The organism is Prescottella soli, from assembly GCF_040024445.1.
Lineage (GTDB): Bacteria > Actinomycetota > Actinomycetes > Mycobacteriales > Mycobacteriaceae > Prescottella > Prescottella soli.
Window position 1 is genome coordinate 4,250,596 of the sequence record NZ_CP157276.1, and the last position, 18,979, is coordinate 4,269,574.

Below are 18,979 nucleotides of genomic sequence, written 5' to 3' on the forward strand. Positions count from 1 at the left end.
ATCACTGTGGGACAGTTCGACGGCAAGGTCGCCTTCATCACCGGTGCGGCGCGCGGCCAGGGTCGCTCGCATGCGGTGCGCTTGGCGCGCGAGGGCGCCGCGATCATCGCGGTGGATGTGTGCAAGAGCGTCACGGACGACAACACGTACGACGCGGCGACCGCGGACGACTTCGCGGAGACCATCCGCCTCGTCGAGGCCGAGGGCGCGAAGATCTATGCCCGCGAGGCCGACGTCCGCGACAGCGCCGCATTGAAGGCGGTCGTCGATGCGGGTGTGGAGCAGTTCGGTCGGCTCGACATCGTCATCGCGAACGCGGGCATCTGCAACTGGAACCGCTTCTGGGAGATGTCGGACGAGCAGTGGGAGACGCTGATCGACATCAATCTCACGGGCGCGTTCAAGACCCTGAAGGCGGCGGTGCCGACGATGATCGAGGGCGGCCGCGGCGGCTCGATCATCCTCGTCAGCTCGGTGGCCGGCATGAAGGGGCTGCCGGGGCAGGCGCACTACGCGGCGTCCAAGTTCGGTCTGGTCGGTCTCACGCAGGCCGCCGCGAAGGAGTTGGGCGAGTACAACATCCGCGTCAACTCGATCCACCCGTACGGCGTCAACACGCCGATGGGCACCGATCAGGGCAGCCTGGTGATCCTGCAGAAGCATCCGCACTACGGCACGAGCTTCGCTCCGATCCTCACCGAGAAGCCGATCGCCGATCCCGACGACATCACCGATGCGGTGATGTGGCTGGCCGGTGACGGCTCCAAGACGGTGACCGCGAGCCAGGTCGCGCTGGACCAGGGCAACACGAAGGTCTGACGCGAATCGCCCATGCATCATCCGCTGCTGTTCTCCCCGCTCCGCCTGGGCGCGCACACGCTGCGCAACCGGGTGGTGTTCACCGCGCACCTGACGAACTATGCGCGCGGTGGGCTGCCCACCGAGCAGCACGCCGCGTACTACGCGGCGCGTGCCGCAGGCGGAGTGGGGATGATCATCACGGAGGAGCAGTGCGTCCATCCGTCGGACTGGCCCTACGAGAAGGTGATTCACGGGTATCGGCCCGAGGTGGTGGAGGGCTATCGCGAGATCACCGCCGCAGTGCACAGTCGCGGCGCGGTGATCCTCGCGCAGCTCAACCATAACGGTGGGCAGGGCTCGGGCCTGTATTCGCGGCGTCCGCTGTGGGCGCCGAGTCCGGTCCCGGATCCGCTGTTTCGTGAGGTGCCGAAGGCGCTCGATGCCGGCGAGATCGCCGAACTGGTCGCGGGATACGCGACGGTCGCGCGGCACTGCCGGGACGGCGGGTTCGACGGCGTCGAGTTGCAGGGCTCGCAGTCGTCGCTGATCCGCGGCTTCCTCGCGTCCGGCACCAACCAGCGCACCGACGAGTACGGCGGTCCGATCGAGAATCGGGCGCGGTTCCTGCTCGACGTGATCGCGGCGGTACGGGAGGCGATCGGTCCGGATCTGATTCTGGGCGTGCGCCTCTCGGGCGACGAGCGGGTGGCGGGCGGCATCGTGCTCGACGAGGCGGTCGCGGTCGCGCGGCTGGTGGAGGCCACCGGTGCCGTCGACTACGTCAACACCACGATGGGCATGGCCACCGAGACGCTGCACCTGGTAGAGCCGTCGATGGCGACACCGCGCGGGTACGCGCTGCACATCTCCGCCGCGATCCGGGCTGCGGTGCGGCTGCCGGTGATCGGGGTGGGGCGGCTGAAGGAGTCGGCGGAGGTCGAGCGCGCGCTCGCGGACGGCCGGTGTGACCTGGTGGGTGTGGTGCGCGGTCAGATCGCCGACCCGGAGTTCGTAGACAAGGCACGGCGCGGCGCCGATGACGAGATCCGCACGTGCTTGTCGTGCAATCAGGAGTGCGTCGGACGCATGGGGTTGGGCCGTTGGCTCGGCTGTGTCGAGAATCCGCGTGCGGGTAGGGAATCGGTGGCGCTGCCGATGCCCTCGGTGCCGGGTCGCCGGGTGATCGTGGTGGGCGGCGGCCCGGCCGGGCTGTCGGCCGCGGCGACCGCGGCCGAGCGGGGTCACCGCGTGACGCTGTACGAACGCACAGACGTCGTGGGCGGGCAGATCAGTGTGGCGGCGTCGGCGTCCGGTCGCGGCGAACTGGGGGATCTGGTGCGGAATCTTCAGCGCGAGTGCGTGCTTCGGGGTGTACGGATCGTGACGGGTGTCGAGGTGACGGCCGAGTGGCTGCTCGAGGATTCGCCGGATGTCGTGGTGGTGGCGACCGGTGCCCGTCCGGCGCGTCCGGGGTGGGCGGGGGAGTGTTCACGGGTGGTTCACGCCCGAGAGGTGCTCGAAGGCGCGGCTTCTCCGACCGGCCGGGTGCTGGTGATCGACGAGCTCGGATTCCAGCAGGGGCCGTCGGTGGCGGAAACGTTGGCGGTCCGCGGGTGTGCGGCGACGATCGCGGCGGCGGGGATGATCGTGGGCCAGGACCTCGGCATCACGTTGGACATGGAGGGCTGGCAGCAGCGAGCGCACCGGGCCGGGATCGAGCAGTGGACCGATCTGTCGGTGACCTCGGCGGTCACGGTGGGTGATGGTGTGCAGGTCACGTTGGCCAATCACCTGACGGGCATCGACCGCGTGGCGGTGTTCGATTGGGTGGTGTGCGCGGTCCACCAGGAACCCGAGGACGGGTTGTGGAAGGCGCTGTCGCACAGCGACTCCGTGCCGTTCGAGGTGCATCGCATCGGCGACGCGGTGACGCCGCGACGCTCCCACGCCGCGGTCCTCGAGGGCCACCGGGTGGCGGTGTCGTTGTAGACGAGGCCTAGGCTGCGCGTGGTCCGGCCCGGTTGTGTGCCGGGATCGGTCTTCTGCGTGGATCAACCGAAGTGGGTGGGGTGAACCACGGCATTCGGTCGGCGGCTATCTCGACTTGCCAATGCGAGTGGTGCAGTAGGCGGTGGTGGTACCGGCAGAGCAGCACCAGGTTGTCCAGGTCGGTTGGGCCACCGTCGATCCAATGTTTCACGTGGTGGCCCTCGCAGTGGGCAGGCGGCGCACCGCATCCGGGAAACGCGCAGCCCCGGTCGCGCGCGACGAGGGCGCGGCGTTGCTTCTTCCGACAGGGTCCTGCTGGTACGGCGGAGGTCGAGGGGAATGCCGTCGTCAATGACGATCGGGGTGAGGTGGCAGTCGCAGGCGAGGCGGCGCGCCGACGCGATGGTCGGCGGACCGGTCCAAGGCATTTGCGCGACGTCGGCATCACCGAATAGATCGAGGGCGTCACCGTGCTCGGACACCGTGCGGGCGAGGTCGCGCGCATTCACGTGGAGCGATACGTGCGGACGTTCGCCGCCTTCGACGGGCGCGACTCCGGAGTTCAGGTACTGGCGCAGGATTTCGCCGAAGGCTTCGGCTCGACGCCGGCCGGGGGTCTGGCAAGTTGTGGGGTCGTCGGTGGGATTGCGTGGCTTGGTGAGCGCCGACAGTGCGGTGAGCAGCATTTCACCGGTCTCGCTGTCGAGGTCGCCTTTGACCGCGACGCGGCCGTTGAGCGTCTTCGAAGCGTGGAACTCGTTGCGGTCGGTGTCTTCGCTGGCCGGGAGTTCATCGGATTCGAAAATGTGCTCGAGCCGAGCGATGCAGCCGCGCACCGCGGTGGTGGTCGCGTGTGGCCCGGTGGCGCAGTCCAGCAGGGGGTTTCGGCAGGGTTCGAGTGCCTTCGTCCGGCATCCCACGCGGTGGTTGTTCGCAGAACTTGGCGATCAGTGCGGCGTGGTCGGCGGAGATCCGGCCGTTCTCGAATGCGTCGGCGATCTCGGGTTCGCGGCGCAATGCCTTGGCGAGGGACAGGATGCGCGCTGCCGCGGGTGAGGGTGAGTACTTCGTCCGGGCCAAGCTTGAGGATTCCAGGGCCGATCGGGGGCTCACACGGCGTTGCTGGAGAAGTCGTTGCTGCCGGGTGTGGTCTTCGCGGGGTACGTGATACGACCTTCGCGACGCAGCCGCCGCATCCTGCGGCCGAGCAGGAAGAAGATCAGCGTGAACACGACCAGGACGCCGGCGGGGATCACGATCGTCAGGAGCAGGCCTGCGTGTGCGCTCATGGGGACCATCCTGCCTGTCGAATGCCCGCACCTGCCGCTGAGCGCGCGTTTCTCCCGGTGACAGATACAAACTGTATGTGACAACAACTGTCTTCACCTCGACCGGGATCTTCGTCCGCCGTGACCTCGCCATACGCCCGCCCCTTCTGGCCTGTGCCGCGGATCGTAAACGCCGGGACCCTGCCAGAAAGTCTGACGCACGAGAGTCAGCCTTGTTGGAACATGCGTTCCCCTGAGTTGCGGCGATAGGTGTCCTTGGTGAAGTAAACGGGCAACTCTCGTGGCACTTCGGGAGCGCCGCAGTGGTGATACCAAAGCGTCCTCGACGCATCGAGTCCGTTTTGATGCGTCCCCTCAGCCGCGACTGTCGGATGATCGACGGTATTGGTTGTGGAGGGTGGGCCCAGGTGCGCACCTGACGAGACGGCCCGATCGATTGGGTCACGTCCGACCAACGAGGCACGCAATGACGCGACAATAGGAACCAGTCCCTGACTCGGGCCGGTATCCGTCAGCGGGGGCGGTTGGCGCTTATGGGCGCTCGCCGGAGTGCCAACAAGATCGACATCAGGAGGAGCCAGATGGAGAGCCCGATCGAGGTAGTGCGAAGGTTCTGTGCGGCGTGGTCCAATGATCTCGGGGCCGCCGAGCTGGCCGCATTCTTCACCGACGACGCCGTCTACCACAACATCCCGCTGGCGCCGGTCACCGGCAGGGAGGCCATCGCGAACAACATCGCCTCGTTCATCCGCCCTGGCGCGCCAGGCATCGAGAGCCTCGAGCTCCGCCTCATCAACATCGCAGCCAATGGACCGATCGTGATGACCGAACGGGTGGACGTATTCAAGCTCCCTGACAAGTCGTTCGAGCTGCAGATCATGGGGACCTTCGAGATCCGTGACGGCAAGATCAACGCCTGGCGTGACTATTTCGACATGAACCAGCTCACTAGCCGGATGGGATAGGCGTGGGCGGACAGGGGCAAGGCGCGCTGCTGCAAGCACCGACGACCTCGCCGAAACCATCTCTCAAAGTGCCTGAGCTACCGCGCTAACTCCTACATCGTCCGCTCGGCTTCAGCTAGTCAGCTCGGTGGAGATCTGCCAGAGTCGCTCGGCGTTACTTTGGTCTAGCGCATAGGGGGCGACGCCGCCGGTGTGACCGGCCCGCTCATGTATCACTGGCGCCTGTGCGCAGTCTTCGTAGTAGCGACCGGTGATGCCCTCGACGTCCGGGCACGCGGCGAGTAGCACGGAGGTGGCCGCGCCCTGCTCAATCGTCTTGACTGGAGGCAGCGATAATTCGGTCTGCTGACCGAAGTTGGCCAGATCGTCGGGCCCCATATGCCGCGCGAGCGCGGTACTGGCGATGTTTCCGGGCATGAGAGCGTTCGCAGTGATGCCGTCGTCGGCCCATCGTCGCGCGGCGTCGACAGCGAATAGCACAATGGCGGACTTGGACTGCCCGTAGGACGTCCACTGATCGTAGGGGCGGAATCGATAGTGCAGGTCGTCGAAGACCACCGGCGAGAACAGATGCCCGATTGAGGCGACGGCCACGACGCGGGCGCCGTCCGCCGCAGCCAGCCACTTGTGTAGACCACTTGTCAGCGCAAAATGTCCGAGATGGTTCGTAGCGAACTGCATTTCGTAGCCAGCTGCGGTCCGGGTGAGTTGCGGCAACGCCATCACACCAGCGTTGTTGACCAGGACATGTAGCGGTCCGTCCCAGGCCCGAACAACCTCGGCCACCGATGCGAGGTCGGCGAGGTCCAGCCGCACCACCTTCGGCGCAGTAGTGCCTGCCGGCAGCTTCTCGGTGATCGCGGCGGCGACCTTGGCGCCGGCCTCGACATTGCGCACCGCCATGGTCACCTCGGCGCCCGCTGATGCCAGAGCGCGGGCGGTCTCCACGCCGATCCCGGAACTGGCGCCCGTGACCAACACGCTTCGTCCATGCATATCCACGTCGCGGATCACCTCAGCGGCCGTCGTCGAGGCTCCGTATTTGCTTGCAGTCATTGCCAACTCCTCCATGCCGCTGAGCGCATCCCCGCCTACGACGACACCTACGTCAGGACGAAGACCATCTTCGACACCGCACACTTCGGCAACATCGCCAAGTCCATGGGCGCCGTCGCCGGCATCACCGGAATCGACTACCCGCCAAAGTATCTCGCCATAAACACCGACGGGCTGACCTGGGTGCGCGATACCCAGACCGCCCGACTCGCCGAATACGCCCAGTGGGAACACATCACCAAACAAACCGACTGTCGTCGCTACAGGTCTCCCATGGCTGTCGGCGCGCACGCACCCCGGCCGCCTTGGATGAAGCGGAGGCGGTCATGGTCGGGAAGCTCAGGTGCGCACTCCGACGGAACCGAGCCTACGCTCCACCGCGGACTCGGTCGATGCGCGTCACCGACCGGAACTGGTCACGTGGAGCGGCGCCGCGAATCTCGCCCATCACGCGACGCCGCCCGACACCCACAACCCCACCGCGCATGCATCAGCCGTCGAGGACACCGTCCACGACGCAGGCGACCACGTCAGGCATGAAAGCAGGCAGTGAGCGCTAGGGGACGTATGTTCGAGTCAATGGCTATCTCGTGCGTCAGACCTCACCTGACGACGAGGATCAGACGCCGGTCGTGGATTCTCGGGATACGGTCGAGGCAGCTCGATCAACCAAGGGGGGAAACGTGCTGATAGGAGTGTGCGCCGTTTTACTCGGCGCCGTGTTCCACACCGCCGGGGCGTACCGTTCGGCCCGCGACGAGCGTGACGGAGCACTGCCGATGATGCAGGGGCGCCGTCCGGTCAAGTCGTCGCAGGTCGTTCGGCATCTGCACACCGTCGGGTGGATCGAGAGCATTGTCGGTGCTCTCTGGATCGGAGGCTCGCTCGGGGGTTCGAGACCGGGGTTGACCATCGCGATCGTCGTGGCCGTGCTCGTCGCAGTCAACGGGTTGCCGAGCCTGCTTGTCACGGCGCTTCATGGCCGGAAGGTGCATTCCTGATGCTCGGTGGCCCAGGCCGGCAGTCGGCCGCGCGCGATGTGCAACACCGAAATGCTGTGGAGGCCATGCGGGGTGGGAACGAGGGAGTCTTAGCGTCAGCAACGATCGCCGGTGGCTGTGAAGTCGCGCTCGCGGCCGTATCCGGCATCTAGGATCATGTCCATGACGCTGGGTGCCGAACTCGTCGCGCGCATCGAACGGGCGGTGGAGATCTACGGTCCCGGACAGCCCATTCCGTCCGACGAGCTCCGCGATCGACTGCAGGCCGCGGGTCTGGTGCCGGACGAGGACTACGTGGAGTTCGTGGGCCGCTGGGGCGGCTGTTTCGTAGGCGTGTCCGTCCATGCGTGGAACAACGCCGCGATCCTGGGGCGGGAAAGCTGCATCGAGCTGACCGCCTGGGCGCGTGAGGCATACGGGTCTCTCATAGACGGTGTGGTGATCGCCGATGACGGCTCCGGGAATCCGATGTGGATCGCCGCCGACGGAACGGTCCGCCTCGTCGACCACGACAACGGCAACACGGTCGTGCAACTCGCACCCGATTTCGGAACGCTCCTCGCGGACAACGTCCACGCCTGAATCACGCTCGCCGCCCACATCAGAGGCGGTGGTCCTGTGGCGGACGACGTCCGCCGTGTGCGCTACGGTCCGGCCATGGCGCAGACGCAGGTCGATCTACCGGATCCGGATACCGTTCATCGAATCCTGGCCGGGTGGGCGGCGGTCCACGCGGCCGTCTTCTCCTTGTCGGACCTCGAGTGCGCCTTCGCCGTCGAGACCGATCGAGTCACCTATCACGACGGTGGTGGGTCGTACTTCTGTTTCGTTCGACTCCCGGGTGGTCGGGCCGCGATCTTCGGTTTCGATCGCGACTGTCCCGACCCCGACTTCGAGGGTGACCGCGACGTTTTGCAGGATCACCGAGCCGAACGCTGGTGGCTCGAGCCGGCCGCCGCCGACGACACGCTGAATTTCGCGTACGGGTACGACGGCGCACGGTGGTGCGCGGTCGGCCACGATCCGATGCGCGTCGCGCCGATGATGCTGGCGCCGGGCTCGTCTCGGGAGCCCTCGTCCGCGCTCTCCACCCTCGCGGATTTCCTCGAAGAGGCCTCGGACGACCTGCTGGGCGCCGCCGTGCGAGGAGACGATCTCGCGCTCGAAGCGGTGCTCGCCGCCGGACCGGACCTCGACGAGGCCGTCCTTCGGGCGGCGATGGTCGGCGACTACGAACACCTGCGCGACGGGCTCGCGGCCGCGGCTCTCTTTCGTCGCTGATCCCGGTGCGCCGAACCCGGCGAACTTCGCTCGACGTGACGAACTGATCTGTGCCATTGCCGAATTCGATCGGTCTCCCAGGCCTCGCGGAGGTTGGGACAACCGCGGACCACGGCGTCGCCAGTCGCCGTGGCTATCCGTCCGACGCGTCCGCCTACGATCGACCGATGCACCTCGCCCGCACCCCCTGGCCGGATGTGTCGCGCGACGACCTGACCGTGGCGGTCCCGGTCGGCTCGCTCGAGCAGCACGGTCCGCACCTGCCGCTGGACACCGACACCCGGATCGCGTCGGCGGTCGCGGGTGCCCTGCCCGGCGTGGTGTGCGCCCCGGCGATCGAGTACGGCGCGAGCGGCGAGCACGAGGGGTTCGCCGGCACGATCTCGCTCGGCAGCGCGGCGCTCGAATTGCTGCTCGTCGAGTACGGCCGGTCGGCGTGCCGGTGGGCGCGGCGGGTCGTGTTCGTCAACGGGCACGGCGGCAACGGTCCGGCACTGGTGAAGGCCGTGGAGCTGCTGCGGTACGAGGGTCGTGATGTCGCGTGGCTGCCGTGCGCGGTGCCCGGCGCCGACGCGCACGCCGGACGGACGGAAACATCCCTGCTGCTCCACCTTTCGCCCGGCGACGTCGCGATGGATCGTGCGGAGCCCGGCAACACGGCACCGATCGCGGAGCTGATGCCCCAACTGAGGGCCGGTGGGATGCTCGCGGCCACCGTGAACGGCGTCCTCGGGGACCCGACCGACTCCTCGGCCGAGGAGGGCCGGGCGTTGTTCGACGCCCTGGTCGAGCGCTCCCGGAACGCGGTGTCCGGTTGGATGCCGCGGCCGGACGGGAGGCTCGTGTGAGGTTCGTGGTGAAACGTCCGGGTTTTTTGGGGCAAGTTCTGCCCAACGTCCGATTCGCCCTTACGATCGTCTGATGCACGAGCCGCGACTGCCCGACGGGTTCGGGATCCGCATCGATCCCAAGGTGCGCGCCTACTCCGGCGGCCGGGTCCTCATCGGCGGCTCGCCCATGCGGATGCTCAAGCTGGCCCCGGCCGCGGCCGAGATGATCGGCGACGGCTACCTCGAGGTCGTGGATTCGCAGACGGCCGTCGTCGCGCGCCGGCTGCTCGACTCCGGGATCGCGAACCCGCGGCCGATGAGCACGCCGTCCCCGAGTGACGTCACGGTCGTGGTGCCGCTTCGTGACAACGTCGACGGCATCGCACGCCTCCTGCCGGCGCTCCGCGGTCTCGAGGTCATCGTCGTCGACGACGGATCGACCGTCCCGCTCGTACTGCCCGACCTGTCGGGCTGCACCGCCCACGTGACGCTCCTGCGGCACGAGCGGTCCCGCGGTCCGGCCGCCGCCCGCAACACCGGATTCCGTTCTGCGAAAACACCTTTCGTTGCCTTCCTGGACTCGGACGTGGTGCCGCGGACGGGGTGGCTCGAACGCATGCTCGGGCATTTCAGCGATCCGGCCGTGGCCCTGGTGGCGCCGCGCATCGTCGCCCTCGAACCGGAGGGCGCCGCCCTCGCCCGCTACGAGCACACGCGGTCGTCGCTCGACCTCGGCCGCAAGGAGGCCGCGGTCCGTTCGGGCAGCCCGGTGTCGTACGTGCCGAGCGCGGCGATGCTGCTCCGCCGCGACGTGCTGGTGGAGACCGGCGGATTCGACGAGTCGATGCATGTCGCCGAGGACGTCGACCTGTGCTGGCGGCTGCAGGAGGCCGGCTGGCGTCTGCGCTACGAGCCGGTCGCCCACGTCGCGCACGACCATCGCGTCTCGTTCGGCAAGTGGTTCACCCGCAAGATGTTCTACGGCACCGGGGCGGCGCCGCTCGCGGCCCGCCACGACGGCATGGTCCCGCCGGTCGCGATGTCGAAGTGGACGCTGATGGCCGTCCTCGCCGCCGCGAGCTGCACCCGGATCGGGCTCCTCTCCAGCCTCGCGACGTTCGTGGTCACGGTGCTGCGCCTGCGCCGCACGTTCGCCGACCTCGACCAGCCGACCCGGATCGCGACGGTCCTCGCCGCGCGTGGCTTCGGCAACGGGGCATGGCAGCTCGCGTCCGCCATGTGCCGGTCGTACTGGCCCGTCACCCTGCTCGCGATGCTGGTGTCCCGCCGCGTCAGGAGGCTGGTGCTGGCGGTCGCGGTCACCGAGGGCGTCGTCGACTGGGCGACGCATCGGGAACCGGGTGGACTGGGCCCGGTGCGGCACACCGCGTTCAAGCGCCTCGACGACGTCGCGTACGGCGCGGGCCTGTGGCAGGGCGCGATCCGCGCCCGGGATCTGCGGTCGCTCGAGCCGCGTATCGGTAACTGACCGTGGCGTCGTCCGCGGGGTCCGCGGAGTTCCCGGAATCCGCCGATGTCGTCGTGGTGGGCGGAGGCTCGTGCGGCAGCGTCCTCGCCGGTCGGCTCAGCGAGGATCCGAACCGGGACGTCGTGCTGGTCGAATCCGGGCCGGGTCATCGGATTCCGGCGGAGTTCCCGCCCGAGCTGGTCGACGCGGGTGTCCTGCCGGTGGGGCCGGACAGCCGCTGGATCTGGCCCTACCCGGTGGAGTTGACGAGCGGTCGGGCCGGGTGGATCGCCCGGGGCCGGGTGCTCGGCGGTTCGGGTGCCGTCAACGGCGGCTACTTCGTGCGGGCGCAGGTGGGGGACTTCGACCACTGGCCGGCGTCGTGGTCGTACGAGCATGTGCTGCCGTTCTTCCGGGCGATCGAGACCGACGCGGACTTCGGCGGCCCGTGGCACGGGGCCGGCGGCCCCATCCCGGTCCGGCGCGAACCACCGGAGCGGTGGCATCCGATCAGCGTCGCGTTCGCCGATGTCGCGCACGCCGCCGGGCATCCCGACGACCCCGACAAGAACGCCCCCGGCTCACACGGGATCGGGCCGGTGCCGTTGAACATCCGGGACGGCGTCCGGGTGGGTCCCGCGTCGGCCTATCTGCTGCCGAATCTCGGCCGACCCAACCTCACCATCCGGTCCGACACCACCGTCACCCGTGTCCTCTTCTCCGGGCCACAGGTGGTGGGGCTCGAGGTGGCCACCGACTCCGAGGTGTGCATGATCCGCACGTCGACGGTGATCCTCACCGCCGGTGCCGTGGCGACGCCGCACCTGCTGATGCTCTCCGGTGTCGGCGACGCCGGGCACCTGTCGGAGTTGGGCATCCCGGTGGTGGTGGACCTGCCGGCGGTGGGCACGGAGTTCACCGATCATCCCGAGGTCGTGGTGCCGTACGAGTACCGGCAGCCGCTCGAACGAACCCGGCAGACGCCGGCTCTGCAGGTGACGCTCAACACCGACGACATCGAGATACGCCCCTACACGGCGTCGTTCGGCGACCTCATCCCCGGGTCGGGGATCGGAAAGCCCTGCCTGGGGGTCGTTCTCATGAAGCCGCGCAGCCGCGGAGAGATCCGGCTGGTGTCGGCCGACCCGGCCGACGCACCACGGGTGTCGTATCGCTACCTCGAGTCCGACGAGGATCGGAGGGCGTTGCGGGAGGCGGTGACGCATGCCGCCGACCTCATGCACCGGGGTCCGATGCGTCGCCTCCTCGAGCCCGAACGGATCGAGATGTCGGACGTTTGGCTGGCCGATCATCTCGGCACCTCGCTGCACCTGTCGGGCAGTTGCCGGATGGGCTCCGACGAGCACTCGTCGGTGGTCGACGATCGGTGCCGAGTGCACGGTGTCGACGGTTTGTTCGTCGTCGACACGTCGATCCTGCCCTCCGTCCCGAGCCGCGGACCGCACGCCACGGCGGTCATGGTGGCTGAACGTGCCAGTACCTTCCTCTGAAAGCGTTACAGTTGGCGCGACTTTGAGGTGACAGGCGGGATTGGTGCGGGATGGAGGCGCCGATGGCACAGCGTGAACCCGGACCGCCGCGCAATCCGTGGATTGCGGTGCGTCCGGGCGATGACGTCGGTGTGCTCGCCGAGCGCACGTCCTGGGCCCATCAACGGTTCGTGGAGTCGGCTCCGACCGACGCGGAAACCGAGACCGTGCGCGACGTCGTGCACGCATCGTGGGTGCGCAGCCGCGGCAACGGTGTGAGCCCCGACCTCGTCGACGACGAGGTGGTGCTCGACGGCAAGGCGCTCGAAGAGTACCGCGCCGCGCATCCGCTCGCAGCGATCCGTCCGGTCGTCCGGAAACTGCTCGTCGAGGACGCCGCCGACACCGGTCTGCTCGTCGCGATGAGCGACGCCGCGGGCCGACTGTTGTGGATCGAGGGGGACACCTCGGCCAAGGACCGTGCGCTGGACATCAACTTCGTCGAGGGTTCGGACTGGAGCGAGGATCGCGTGGGCACGAATGCGCCCGGCACCGCGCTTGCGCTCGATCACAGCGTTCAGATCTTCGCGGCCGAGCACTTCAACCGGGCCATGCACGCGTGGAGTTGTTCGGCGGCGCCGGTGCACGATCCGGTCACCGGTCGGATCGTCGGCGCGCTCGACATCACCGGCGGGCCCCGGGTCGCGGTGCCCGAGGCACTCGCCCTCGTCCGGGCGACGGCCGTCGCCGTCGAGGCCGAACTCCGATTACAGGCGCTCGCGGCGCCCCGGCCGGTGACGGCGTCGACTCCGCGTCTCGAGGTGCTGGGCTCGCATCGCCCGACGCTGGTGGTCGACGGCGAGCGGCACGAACTGCCGCGGCGGCACGCCGAGATCCTGCTGCTGCTGGCCGAGCACCCCGAGGGGCTGGGTGCGGACCATCTCGCGGTGCTGCTCGACGAGGTGGAACTCGACGCGGTCACGGTCCGCGCCGAGATGTCGAGGTTGCGCAAGGTCTTCGGGGCGCATCGGCTGGGCTCGCGGCCGTACCGGCTGCTCACCCCACTCGACACGGACGTCGGTGAGGTGCGGTCGTACCTCGACCGCGGGGACGTCTCGTCGGCGCTGCGCCTGTACGACGGGCCGGTCCTGGCGGGGTCGGAAGCACCCGGGGTCGCGGAGGTCCGGGACGATCTCCGGGCCCGGATGCGGGCGACCGTGCTGCGCGCCGGGGACACGCGCCTGCTCGCGACGTGGACCAAGTCCATCCACGGCCGCCAGGACCTGGCGGCATGGGCGGCGTACCTGCTGACGCTCGACCCGGCCTCGGCGCTGCACGCGCAGGTCGAGGCGCACGTGCGCCTGCTCGACCGCCGCTTCGGCGGGGGCGCGTGGCGTTAGCGTCTGCAGCGCAGTTGTGACCACTTCGGCAACGTGATTGCAACGTCCACATGCCTAGGGTCCTGTGGCACACCCCCGTCGCGTGGTGTGGCAGCACAGACAGGAGTCCCCGATGAGCATCTACGACCGGCCGGGCTCACCGGATGCCCTGATGTCCTTCGAGTCGCGGTACGGCAACTGGATCAGCGGCGAGTGGGTGCCACCGGTGAAGGGCCTGTACTTCGAGAACCCGACTCCGGTCACGGGCCAGCCGTTCTGCGAGGTTCCGCGCTCCACCGCGGAGGACATCGAGTTGGCGCTCGACGCGGCCCACGCCGCGGCGCCGGCGTGGGGACAGACGTCGGTGGCCGAGCGGGCGCTGATCCTGCACAAGATCGCCGACCGGATGGAAGAGCACCTCGAGAAGCTCGCGCTCGCCGAATCGTGGGACAACGGCAAACCGATTCGCGAGTGCCTGAACGCCGACATTCCCCTGGCGATCGACCATTTCCGCTACTTCGCGGGCGCGATCCGGGCGCAGGAGGGCACGCTGTCGGAGATCGACGCCGACACCGTCGCCTACCACTTCCGTGAACCCCTCGGCGTCGTCGGCCAGATCATCCCGTGGAATTTTCCGATCCTCATGGCGTCGTGGAAGCTCGCCCCGGCGCTCGCGGCGGGCAACGCCGTCGTCCTCAAGCCCGCCGAGCAGACGCCCGCCTCGGTGCTGTACCTCCTCTCGATCATCGGCGACCTGATTCCGCCGGGAGTCGTCAACGTCGTCAACGGGTTCGGGGTCGAGGCCGGAAAGCCGCTCGCGGCGAGCCCGCGGATCAGGAAGATCGCGTTCACCGGCGAGACCACCACGGGCCGCCTGATCATGCAGTACGCGGCACAGAACCTGATCCCGGTCAGTCTGGAACTCGGCGGCAAGAGCCCCAACATCTTCTTCTCCGACGTCCTTTCCGCGAACGACGACTTCCAGGACAAGGCGCTCGAGGGCTTCACGATGTTCGTCCTGAACCAGGGCGAGGTGTGCACCTGCCCGTCGCGCGCGCTCATCCAGGCGGACATCTTCGACGAGTTCCTCGCGCTCGCGAAGGTGCGGTCCAAGGCCGTCCGGCAGGGCAACCCGCTCGACACCGAGACGATGATCGGCGCGCAGGCGTCGAACGATCAGCTCGAGAAGATCCTGTCGTACATCGAGATCGGCAAGGACGAGGGCGCCCGCCTGGTCACCGGAGGTCGGCGAGCCGAACTGGGCGGCGACCTGTCCGGCGGGTTCTACGTGCAGCCGACGATCTTCACCGGCACCAACGACATGCGGATCTTCCAGGAGGAGATCTTCGGTCCGGTCGTGTCGGTGACGTCGTTCGCCGACTACGACGAGGCCATCTCGATCGCGAACGACACCCTCTACGGCCTCGGAGCGGGCGTGTGGACGCGGGACGGCACGATCGCATACCGGGCCGGACGCGCTATCCAGGCCGGTCGGGTGTGGACCAACACCTACCACCGGTATCCGGCGCACGCGGCGTTCGGCGGCTACAAGCAGTCCGGCATCGGCCGCGAGAACCACCAGATGATGCTCGACCACTACCAACAGACGAAGAACCTGCTCGTCAGCTACACACCGAAGGCGCAGGGCTTCTTCTGAGCCACTCGCGCCGACGGCAACGGTGATCGCGAACCCCGGAGGTGTCAGATGACCGAGACGATGAAGGCCGCCGTCGTGCGCGAGTTCGGCAAGCCCCTGAGCATCGAGGACGTTCCCGTCCCGGCGCCCGGACGGCACCAGGCCCTCGTGAAGGTTCGGTCGAGCGGTGTCTGTCATACGGATCTGCATGCGGCCAAGGGGGATTGGCCGGTCAAGCCGACGCCGCCGTTCATCCCCGGGCACGAGGGCTACGGCGAGATCGTGGCGTTGGGCGAGGGGGACACCGACCTCGGGGTGGGCGATCTGGTCGGCAACGCGTGGCTGTGGTCGGCATGCCTCGAGTGCCGGTACTGCCGCACCGGGTGGGAGACGCTGTGCGAGAAGCAGGTCAACGGCGGCTACACGGTCGACGGGTCGTTCGCCGAGTACATGCTGGTCGACACCCGGTTCGCGCCGCGGGTCCTCGCGGGCGCGGATCCGATCGAGGTGGCGCCGGTGCTGTGCGCGGGGGTCACGGTCTACAAGGGCCTGAAGGTCGCCGACCTGATTCCGGGCCAGTGGGTGACGATCTCCGGGATCGGCGGACTGGGCCATGTCGCCGTGCAGTACGCGACGGCGATGGGATTGCGGGTCGCGGCGGTCGACGTCGCCGACTCGAAACTGGCGCTCGCCGCTCGCCACGGAGCGGAGGTGCTCGTCAACGCGCGCGAGGAGGATCCGGTCCAGCGGATCCGGGAGGCCACCGGCGGCACCGACGCCGTCCTCGTCACCGCGGTGAACCCGGCTGCGTTCAGGCAGGCGATCGGCATGGCCCGGCGCGGCGGCACCATCGTCTTCGTGGGGTTGCCACCGGGCGAGGTCCCCACCCCGATCTTCGACACCGTCCTCGAGGGGTTGACCCTGCGGGGTTCGATCGTCGGCACCCGGCAGGACATGGTCGAGGCGCTCGACTTCTATGCCCGCGGCACGATCCATCCGACCGTGCACACGCGCCGCCTCGAGGACATCAACGACATCTTCGACGAACTCGACCGCGGGATGGTCGACGGCCGCATCGTCCTGGACTTCGCGTGAGCGCGCCGGCACCGCCGCGGGTGGTCGTCACGGCGGCCGCGGCGGCCCTGCTCCGGCATCTCGCGGACGTCCACGGCCCGCTCATGGTGCACCAGTCCGGCGGGTGCTGCGATGGCTCGGCACCGATGTGCTTTCCACTGGGCGAGTTCGTCGTCGGGGACCACGACGTGCTGCTCAGCGTCCTCGACCTGAGCCTCGGTGTGGGGGAGGTCCCGGTCGGGACGGCCGAGGACGAGGACGCAGTGCCGGTGTGGATCTCGGGTCCGCAGTTCGACACGTGGCAGCACACCCAACTCGTCCTGGACGTCGTCCCGGGCCGGGGCGCGGGATTCAGCCTCGAGGCGCCCGAGGGGGTCCGGCTGCTCAGCCGCGGTCGCGTCTTCGACGACGCGGAGCGGGCCGCCCTGGCCGCGCGGCCTCCCGTCGTCGGCGCGGAGTGGGCGCGCGGCCGCCGCCCCGACCCCGAGGCGCTTCCCGTGATCGTCGCGTCCGCCGTGCGTGAGGAGTCCGAATGACGCGGCGCAGCACGCAGATCGCCGGGACCACTTACACGTTCGACGGCCTGGTCGATCTGATGGCGAAGGCGACGCCGCTGCGGTCGGGTGACCAGCTCTCCGGGTGCGCGGCCGGCACGGACGCGGAACGCGCCGCCGCGCAGTGGATCCTGGCGGACCTGCCGCTCGACACGTTCCTGAACGAGCTGGTCGTACCGTACGAGGACGACGAGGTGTCCCGGCTGATCGTCGATTCCCACGACCGGGGCGCGTTCGGTGCGGTCGCGCACCTGACGGTCGGCGGGCTGCGGGACTGGCTGCTCGAGACGGCGGCCGGACCACGGGCGGCGGAGGCCCTCGCGGCGGTGTCACCGGGCCTGACACCGGAAATGGTGGCGGCGGTCGGCAAGATCATGCGGAACCAGGACCTGATCGCGGTCGCGCGGGCGATCACGGTGACATCCGGATTCCGGACCACCATCGGGCTGCCCGGACGGCTCGCGACACGTCTGCAACCGAATCACCCCACCGACGACCCGCGCGGCATCGCGGCCGCGGTCCTCGACGGGCTGCTGCTCGGGTGCGGCGACGCGGTGATCGGTGTCAATCCGGCGACGGACTCGCCGCACGCGACGGCCGACCTGCTCCACCTGCTCGACGACATCCGTAGGCGCTTCGAGATTCCCGTCCAGTCGTGCGTGCTCGCGCACGTGACCACGACCCTCGAACTCCTCGGCGCGGGCGCGCCCGTGGATCTGGTGTTCCAGTCGATCGCGGGCACCGAGCGCGCCAATTCCGCTTTCGGCGTGAATCTTTCGCTGCTGCGAGAGGCCGACGCGGCGGCGCGGGAACTGGCCCGGGGGAGCGTCGGCGGCAATGTCATGTACTTCGAGACCGGGCAGGGGTCGGCGCTGTCGGCGGGCGCGCACCTGGGCACCGGGGGCCGTCCCGTCGACCAACAGACCCTCGAGGCCCGCGCCTACGCGGTGGCGCGCGACCTGGCGCCGCTGCTGGTCAACACCGTCGTCGGCTTCATCGGGCCCGAATACCTCTACGACGGCAAGCAGATCGTCCGCGCCGGGCTCGAGGACCACTTCTGCGGCAAGCTGCTGGGGCTGCCGATGGGGGTCGACGTCTGCTACACCAACCACGCCGAGGCCGACCAGGACGACATGGACACCCTGCTGACGCTGCTCGGTGTCGCCGGCACCGCGTTCGTGATCACGGTGCCCGGCGCCGACGATGTCATGCTCGGCTACCAGAGCCTGTCGTTCCACGACGCGTCGTACATCCGCCGCGCGTTGGGCCTGCGCCCGGCACCCGAGTTCGAGGCGTGGCTGCAGCGGCTCGGCATGGCGGACGAGTCCGGCCGGATCCTGCCCGTCGACCTCGCGTCGTCGCCGCTGCGTGAGCTGGTCCGCCGATGACCGACGCGTGGGCGGAACTGCGGCGCGGCACACGCGCCCGGATCGGACTGGGGCGGGCCGGCGACGCGCTGCCCACCCGGCGCGTGCTCGAACTGCGGGCCGCGCACGCCGCGGCCCGCGACGCCGTCCACGTACCGCTCGACGCCCCGGCGTTCGCAGCCCGCGTCGCCGACGTCGGGCTGGGCACCCCTGTCGTGGTCCGGAGCCGGGCCCGCGACCGCGGCGAGTACCTGCGCCGACCCGACCTCGGCCGCGTGCCCGCGACCCTCGACGCCGTCCCCGACACCGGCGCCGACGTCGGCATCGTGCTGGCCGACGGACTGTCGCCCCGCGCGCTCACCGACCACGGAGTGCCGCTGCTGACGGCGCTGGCGGACGCGCTGGGGGAGCGCTACCGCATCGCGCCGCCGGTGATCGCGACCGGGGCGCGCGTCGCGCTCGGCGACCCCGTCGGACAGGCCCTCGGCGTCGCCACCGTGCTCGTCGTGATCGGGGAGCGCCCGGGCCTGTCGGTGGCCGACAGCCTCGGCATCTATCTGACCCATCTGCCGCGGCCGGGCCGCACCGACGCCGACCGCAACTGCGTTTCGAACATCCACCCGCCGGACGGGCTCGACTACCGGGCCGCCGCGACCGTCGTGTCCGGGCTGGTCGACGGTGCCCGCCGGCTGGGACGGTCGGGTGTCGCACTCAAGGACAGCTCGCGGGCGGACCCGCTGGCTTCCCCGGCACCGATCGTCGAGCTGTAGGTTCTCGAGGGACACGTTTCGAGAACACG

Annotated in this window: 17 protein-coding genes and 1 pseudogene; 15 read left to right on the top strand and 3 right to left on the bottom strand. The window is 69.1% G+C overall.

Translation table 11 applies throughout. The features are described 5' to 3' along the window. Positions 1 to 6: 6 nt before the first annotated feature. Together ABI214_RS19825 and ABI214_RS19830 are read left to right on the top strand one after the other, a co-directional pair. Positions 7 to 819 (top strand): mycofactocin-coupled SDR family oxidoreductase, encoded by an 813-nt coding sequence (locus ABI214_RS19825; protein WP_348604202.1) that lies wholly within the window; start codon positions 7 to 9, stop codon positions 817 to 819. 12 nt (positions 820 to 831) lie between these two features. Then, positions 832 to 2,790 (top strand): mycofactocin system FadH/OYE family oxidoreductase 2, encoded by a 1,959-nt coding sequence (locus ABI214_RS19830; RefSeq protein WP_348604203.1) that lies wholly within the window; start codon positions 832 to 834, stop codon positions 2,788 to 2,790. Positions 2,791 to 2,797: 7 nt separating this feature from the next. Here ABI214_RS19830 and ABI214_RS19835 read toward each other — a convergent pair. Both ABI214_RS19835 and ABI214_RS19840 read right to left on the bottom strand, forming a co-directional pair. Continuing rightward, positions 2,798 to 3,843 (bottom strand): annotated as a pseudogene (locus tag ABI214_RS19835) (DUF222 domain-containing protein); the annotation flags it as partial. Positions 3,844 to 3,899: 56 nt separating this feature from the next. Beyond that, a complete protein-coding gene (locus ABI214_RS19840; RefSeq protein ID WP_348604204.1) occupies positions 3,900 to 4,079 on the bottom strand; it encodes a hypothetical protein in 180 nt (59 codons plus the stop codon). A 581-nt stretch (positions 4,080 to 4,660) separates the two neighbouring features. Between ABI214_RS19840 and ABI214_RS19845 the strand changes: the two genes are divergently transcribed. Then, positions 4,661 to 5,044 (top strand): limonene-1,2-epoxide hydrolase family protein, encoded by a 384-nt coding sequence (locus ABI214_RS19845; protein WP_348604205.1) that lies wholly within the window; start codon positions 4,661 to 4,663, stop codon positions 5,042 to 5,044. Positions 5,045 to 5,155: 111 nt separating this feature from the next. Here the strand turns inward: ABI214_RS19845 and ABI214_RS19850 are convergent, their stop codons facing one another. After that, positions 5,156 to 6,391, bottom strand: a complete 1,236-nt coding sequence (locus ABI214_RS19850; protein ID WP_348604206.1) for an SDR family NAD(P)-dependent oxidoreductase — start codon at positions 6,389 to 6,391, stop codon at positions 5,156 to 5,158. Between the two features lie 299 nt (positions 6,392 to 6,690). On the opposite strand from ABI214_RS19850, the gene ABI214_RS19855 reads away from it, so the two are divergent. The 12 genes from ABI214_RS19855 (at position 6,691) to eutC (ending at position 18,950) form a co-directional block, all read left to right on the top strand. After that, positions 6,691 to 7,101 (top strand): hypothetical protein, encoded by a 411-nt coding sequence (locus ABI214_RS19855; RefSeq protein ID WP_348604207.1) that lies wholly within the window; start codon positions 6,691 to 6,693, stop codon positions 7,099 to 7,101. Between the two features lie 162 nt (positions 7,102 to 7,263). Next, positions 7,264 to 7,683, top strand: a complete 420-nt coding sequence (locus ABI214_RS19860) for an SMI1/KNR4 family protein (RefSeq protein ID WP_348604208.1) — start codon at positions 7,264 to 7,266, stop codon at positions 7,681 to 7,683. A 75-nt stretch (positions 7,684 to 7,758) separates the two neighbouring features. Then, positions 7,759 to 8,382 carry a hypothetical protein gene (locus ABI214_RS19865; protein ID WP_348604209.1) on the top strand — a complete coding sequence of 208 codons (624 nt, stop codon included), beginning with the start codon at positions 7,759 to 7,761 and terminating at the stop codon, positions 8,380 to 8,382. Positions 8,383 to 8,549: 167 nt separating this feature from the next. Next, entirely contained in the window at positions 8,550 to 9,230 is a 681-nt protein-coding gene (gene mftE, locus ABI214_RS19870; RefSeq protein WP_348604210.1) for a mycofactocin biosynthesis peptidyl-dipeptidase MftE, read from the top strand. Between the two features lie 73 nt (positions 9,231 to 9,303). Further along, complete coding sequence (gene mftF, locus ABI214_RS19875) at positions 9,304 to 10,701, top strand: mycofactocin biosynthesis glycosyltransferase MftF (RefSeq protein ID WP_348604211.1); 1,398 nt, start codon at positions 9,304 to 9,306, stop codon at positions 10,699 to 10,701. A 2-nt stretch (positions 10,702 to 10,703) separates the two neighbouring features. Further along, entirely contained in the window at positions 10,704 to 12,191 is a 1,488-nt protein-coding gene (mftG, locus tag ABI214_RS19880) for a mycofactocin dehydrogenase MftG (RefSeq protein ID WP_348604212.1), read from the top strand. A 62-nt stretch (positions 12,192 to 12,253) separates the two neighbouring features. Further along, complete coding sequence (locus ABI214_RS19885; protein ID WP_348604213.1) at positions 12,254 to 13,570, top strand: GAF domain-containing protein; 1,317 nt, start codon at positions 12,254 to 12,256, stop codon at positions 13,568 to 13,570. Between the two features lie 112 nt (positions 13,571 to 13,682). Beyond that, the gene (exaC, locus tag ABI214_RS19890; protein ID WP_348604214.1) at positions 13,683 to 15,206 is read left to right on the top strand and encodes an acetaldehyde dehydrogenase ExaC; all 1,524 of its coding nucleotides are present in this window, start codon (positions 13,683 to 13,685) and stop codon (positions 15,204 to 15,206) included. A 48-nt stretch (positions 15,207 to 15,254) separates the two neighbouring features. Further along, complete coding sequence (adhP, locus tag ABI214_RS19895) at positions 15,255 to 16,280, top strand: alcohol dehydrogenase AdhP (RefSeq protein WP_348604215.1); 1,026 nt, start codon at positions 15,255 to 15,257, stop codon at positions 16,278 to 16,280. Next, positions 16,277 to 16,795, top strand: a complete 519-nt coding sequence (locus ABI214_RS19900) for a DUF779 domain-containing protein (protein WP_348604216.1) — start codon at positions 16,277 to 16,279, stop codon at positions 16,793 to 16,795. Before adhP ends, ABI214_RS19900 begins: the two co-directional genes overlap by 4 nt. Then, positions 16,792 to 18,201, top strand: a complete 1,410-nt coding sequence (locus ABI214_RS19905) for an ethanolamine ammonia-lyase subunit EutB (protein ID WP_348604217.1) — start codon at positions 16,792 to 16,794, stop codon at positions 18,199 to 18,201. The genes ABI214_RS19900 and ABI214_RS19905 overlap by 4 nt, the downstream gene beginning before the upstream one ends. Continuing rightward, on the top strand, positions 18,198 to 18,950 hold the full coding sequence (gene eutC, locus ABI214_RS19910; RefSeq protein WP_348604218.1) for an ethanolamine ammonia-lyase subunit EutC: 753 nt from the start codon (positions 18,198 to 18,200) through the stop codon (positions 18,948 to 18,950). Before ABI214_RS19905 ends, eutC begins: the two co-directional genes overlap by 4 nt. Positions 18,951 to 18,979: the final 29 nt, after the last annotated feature.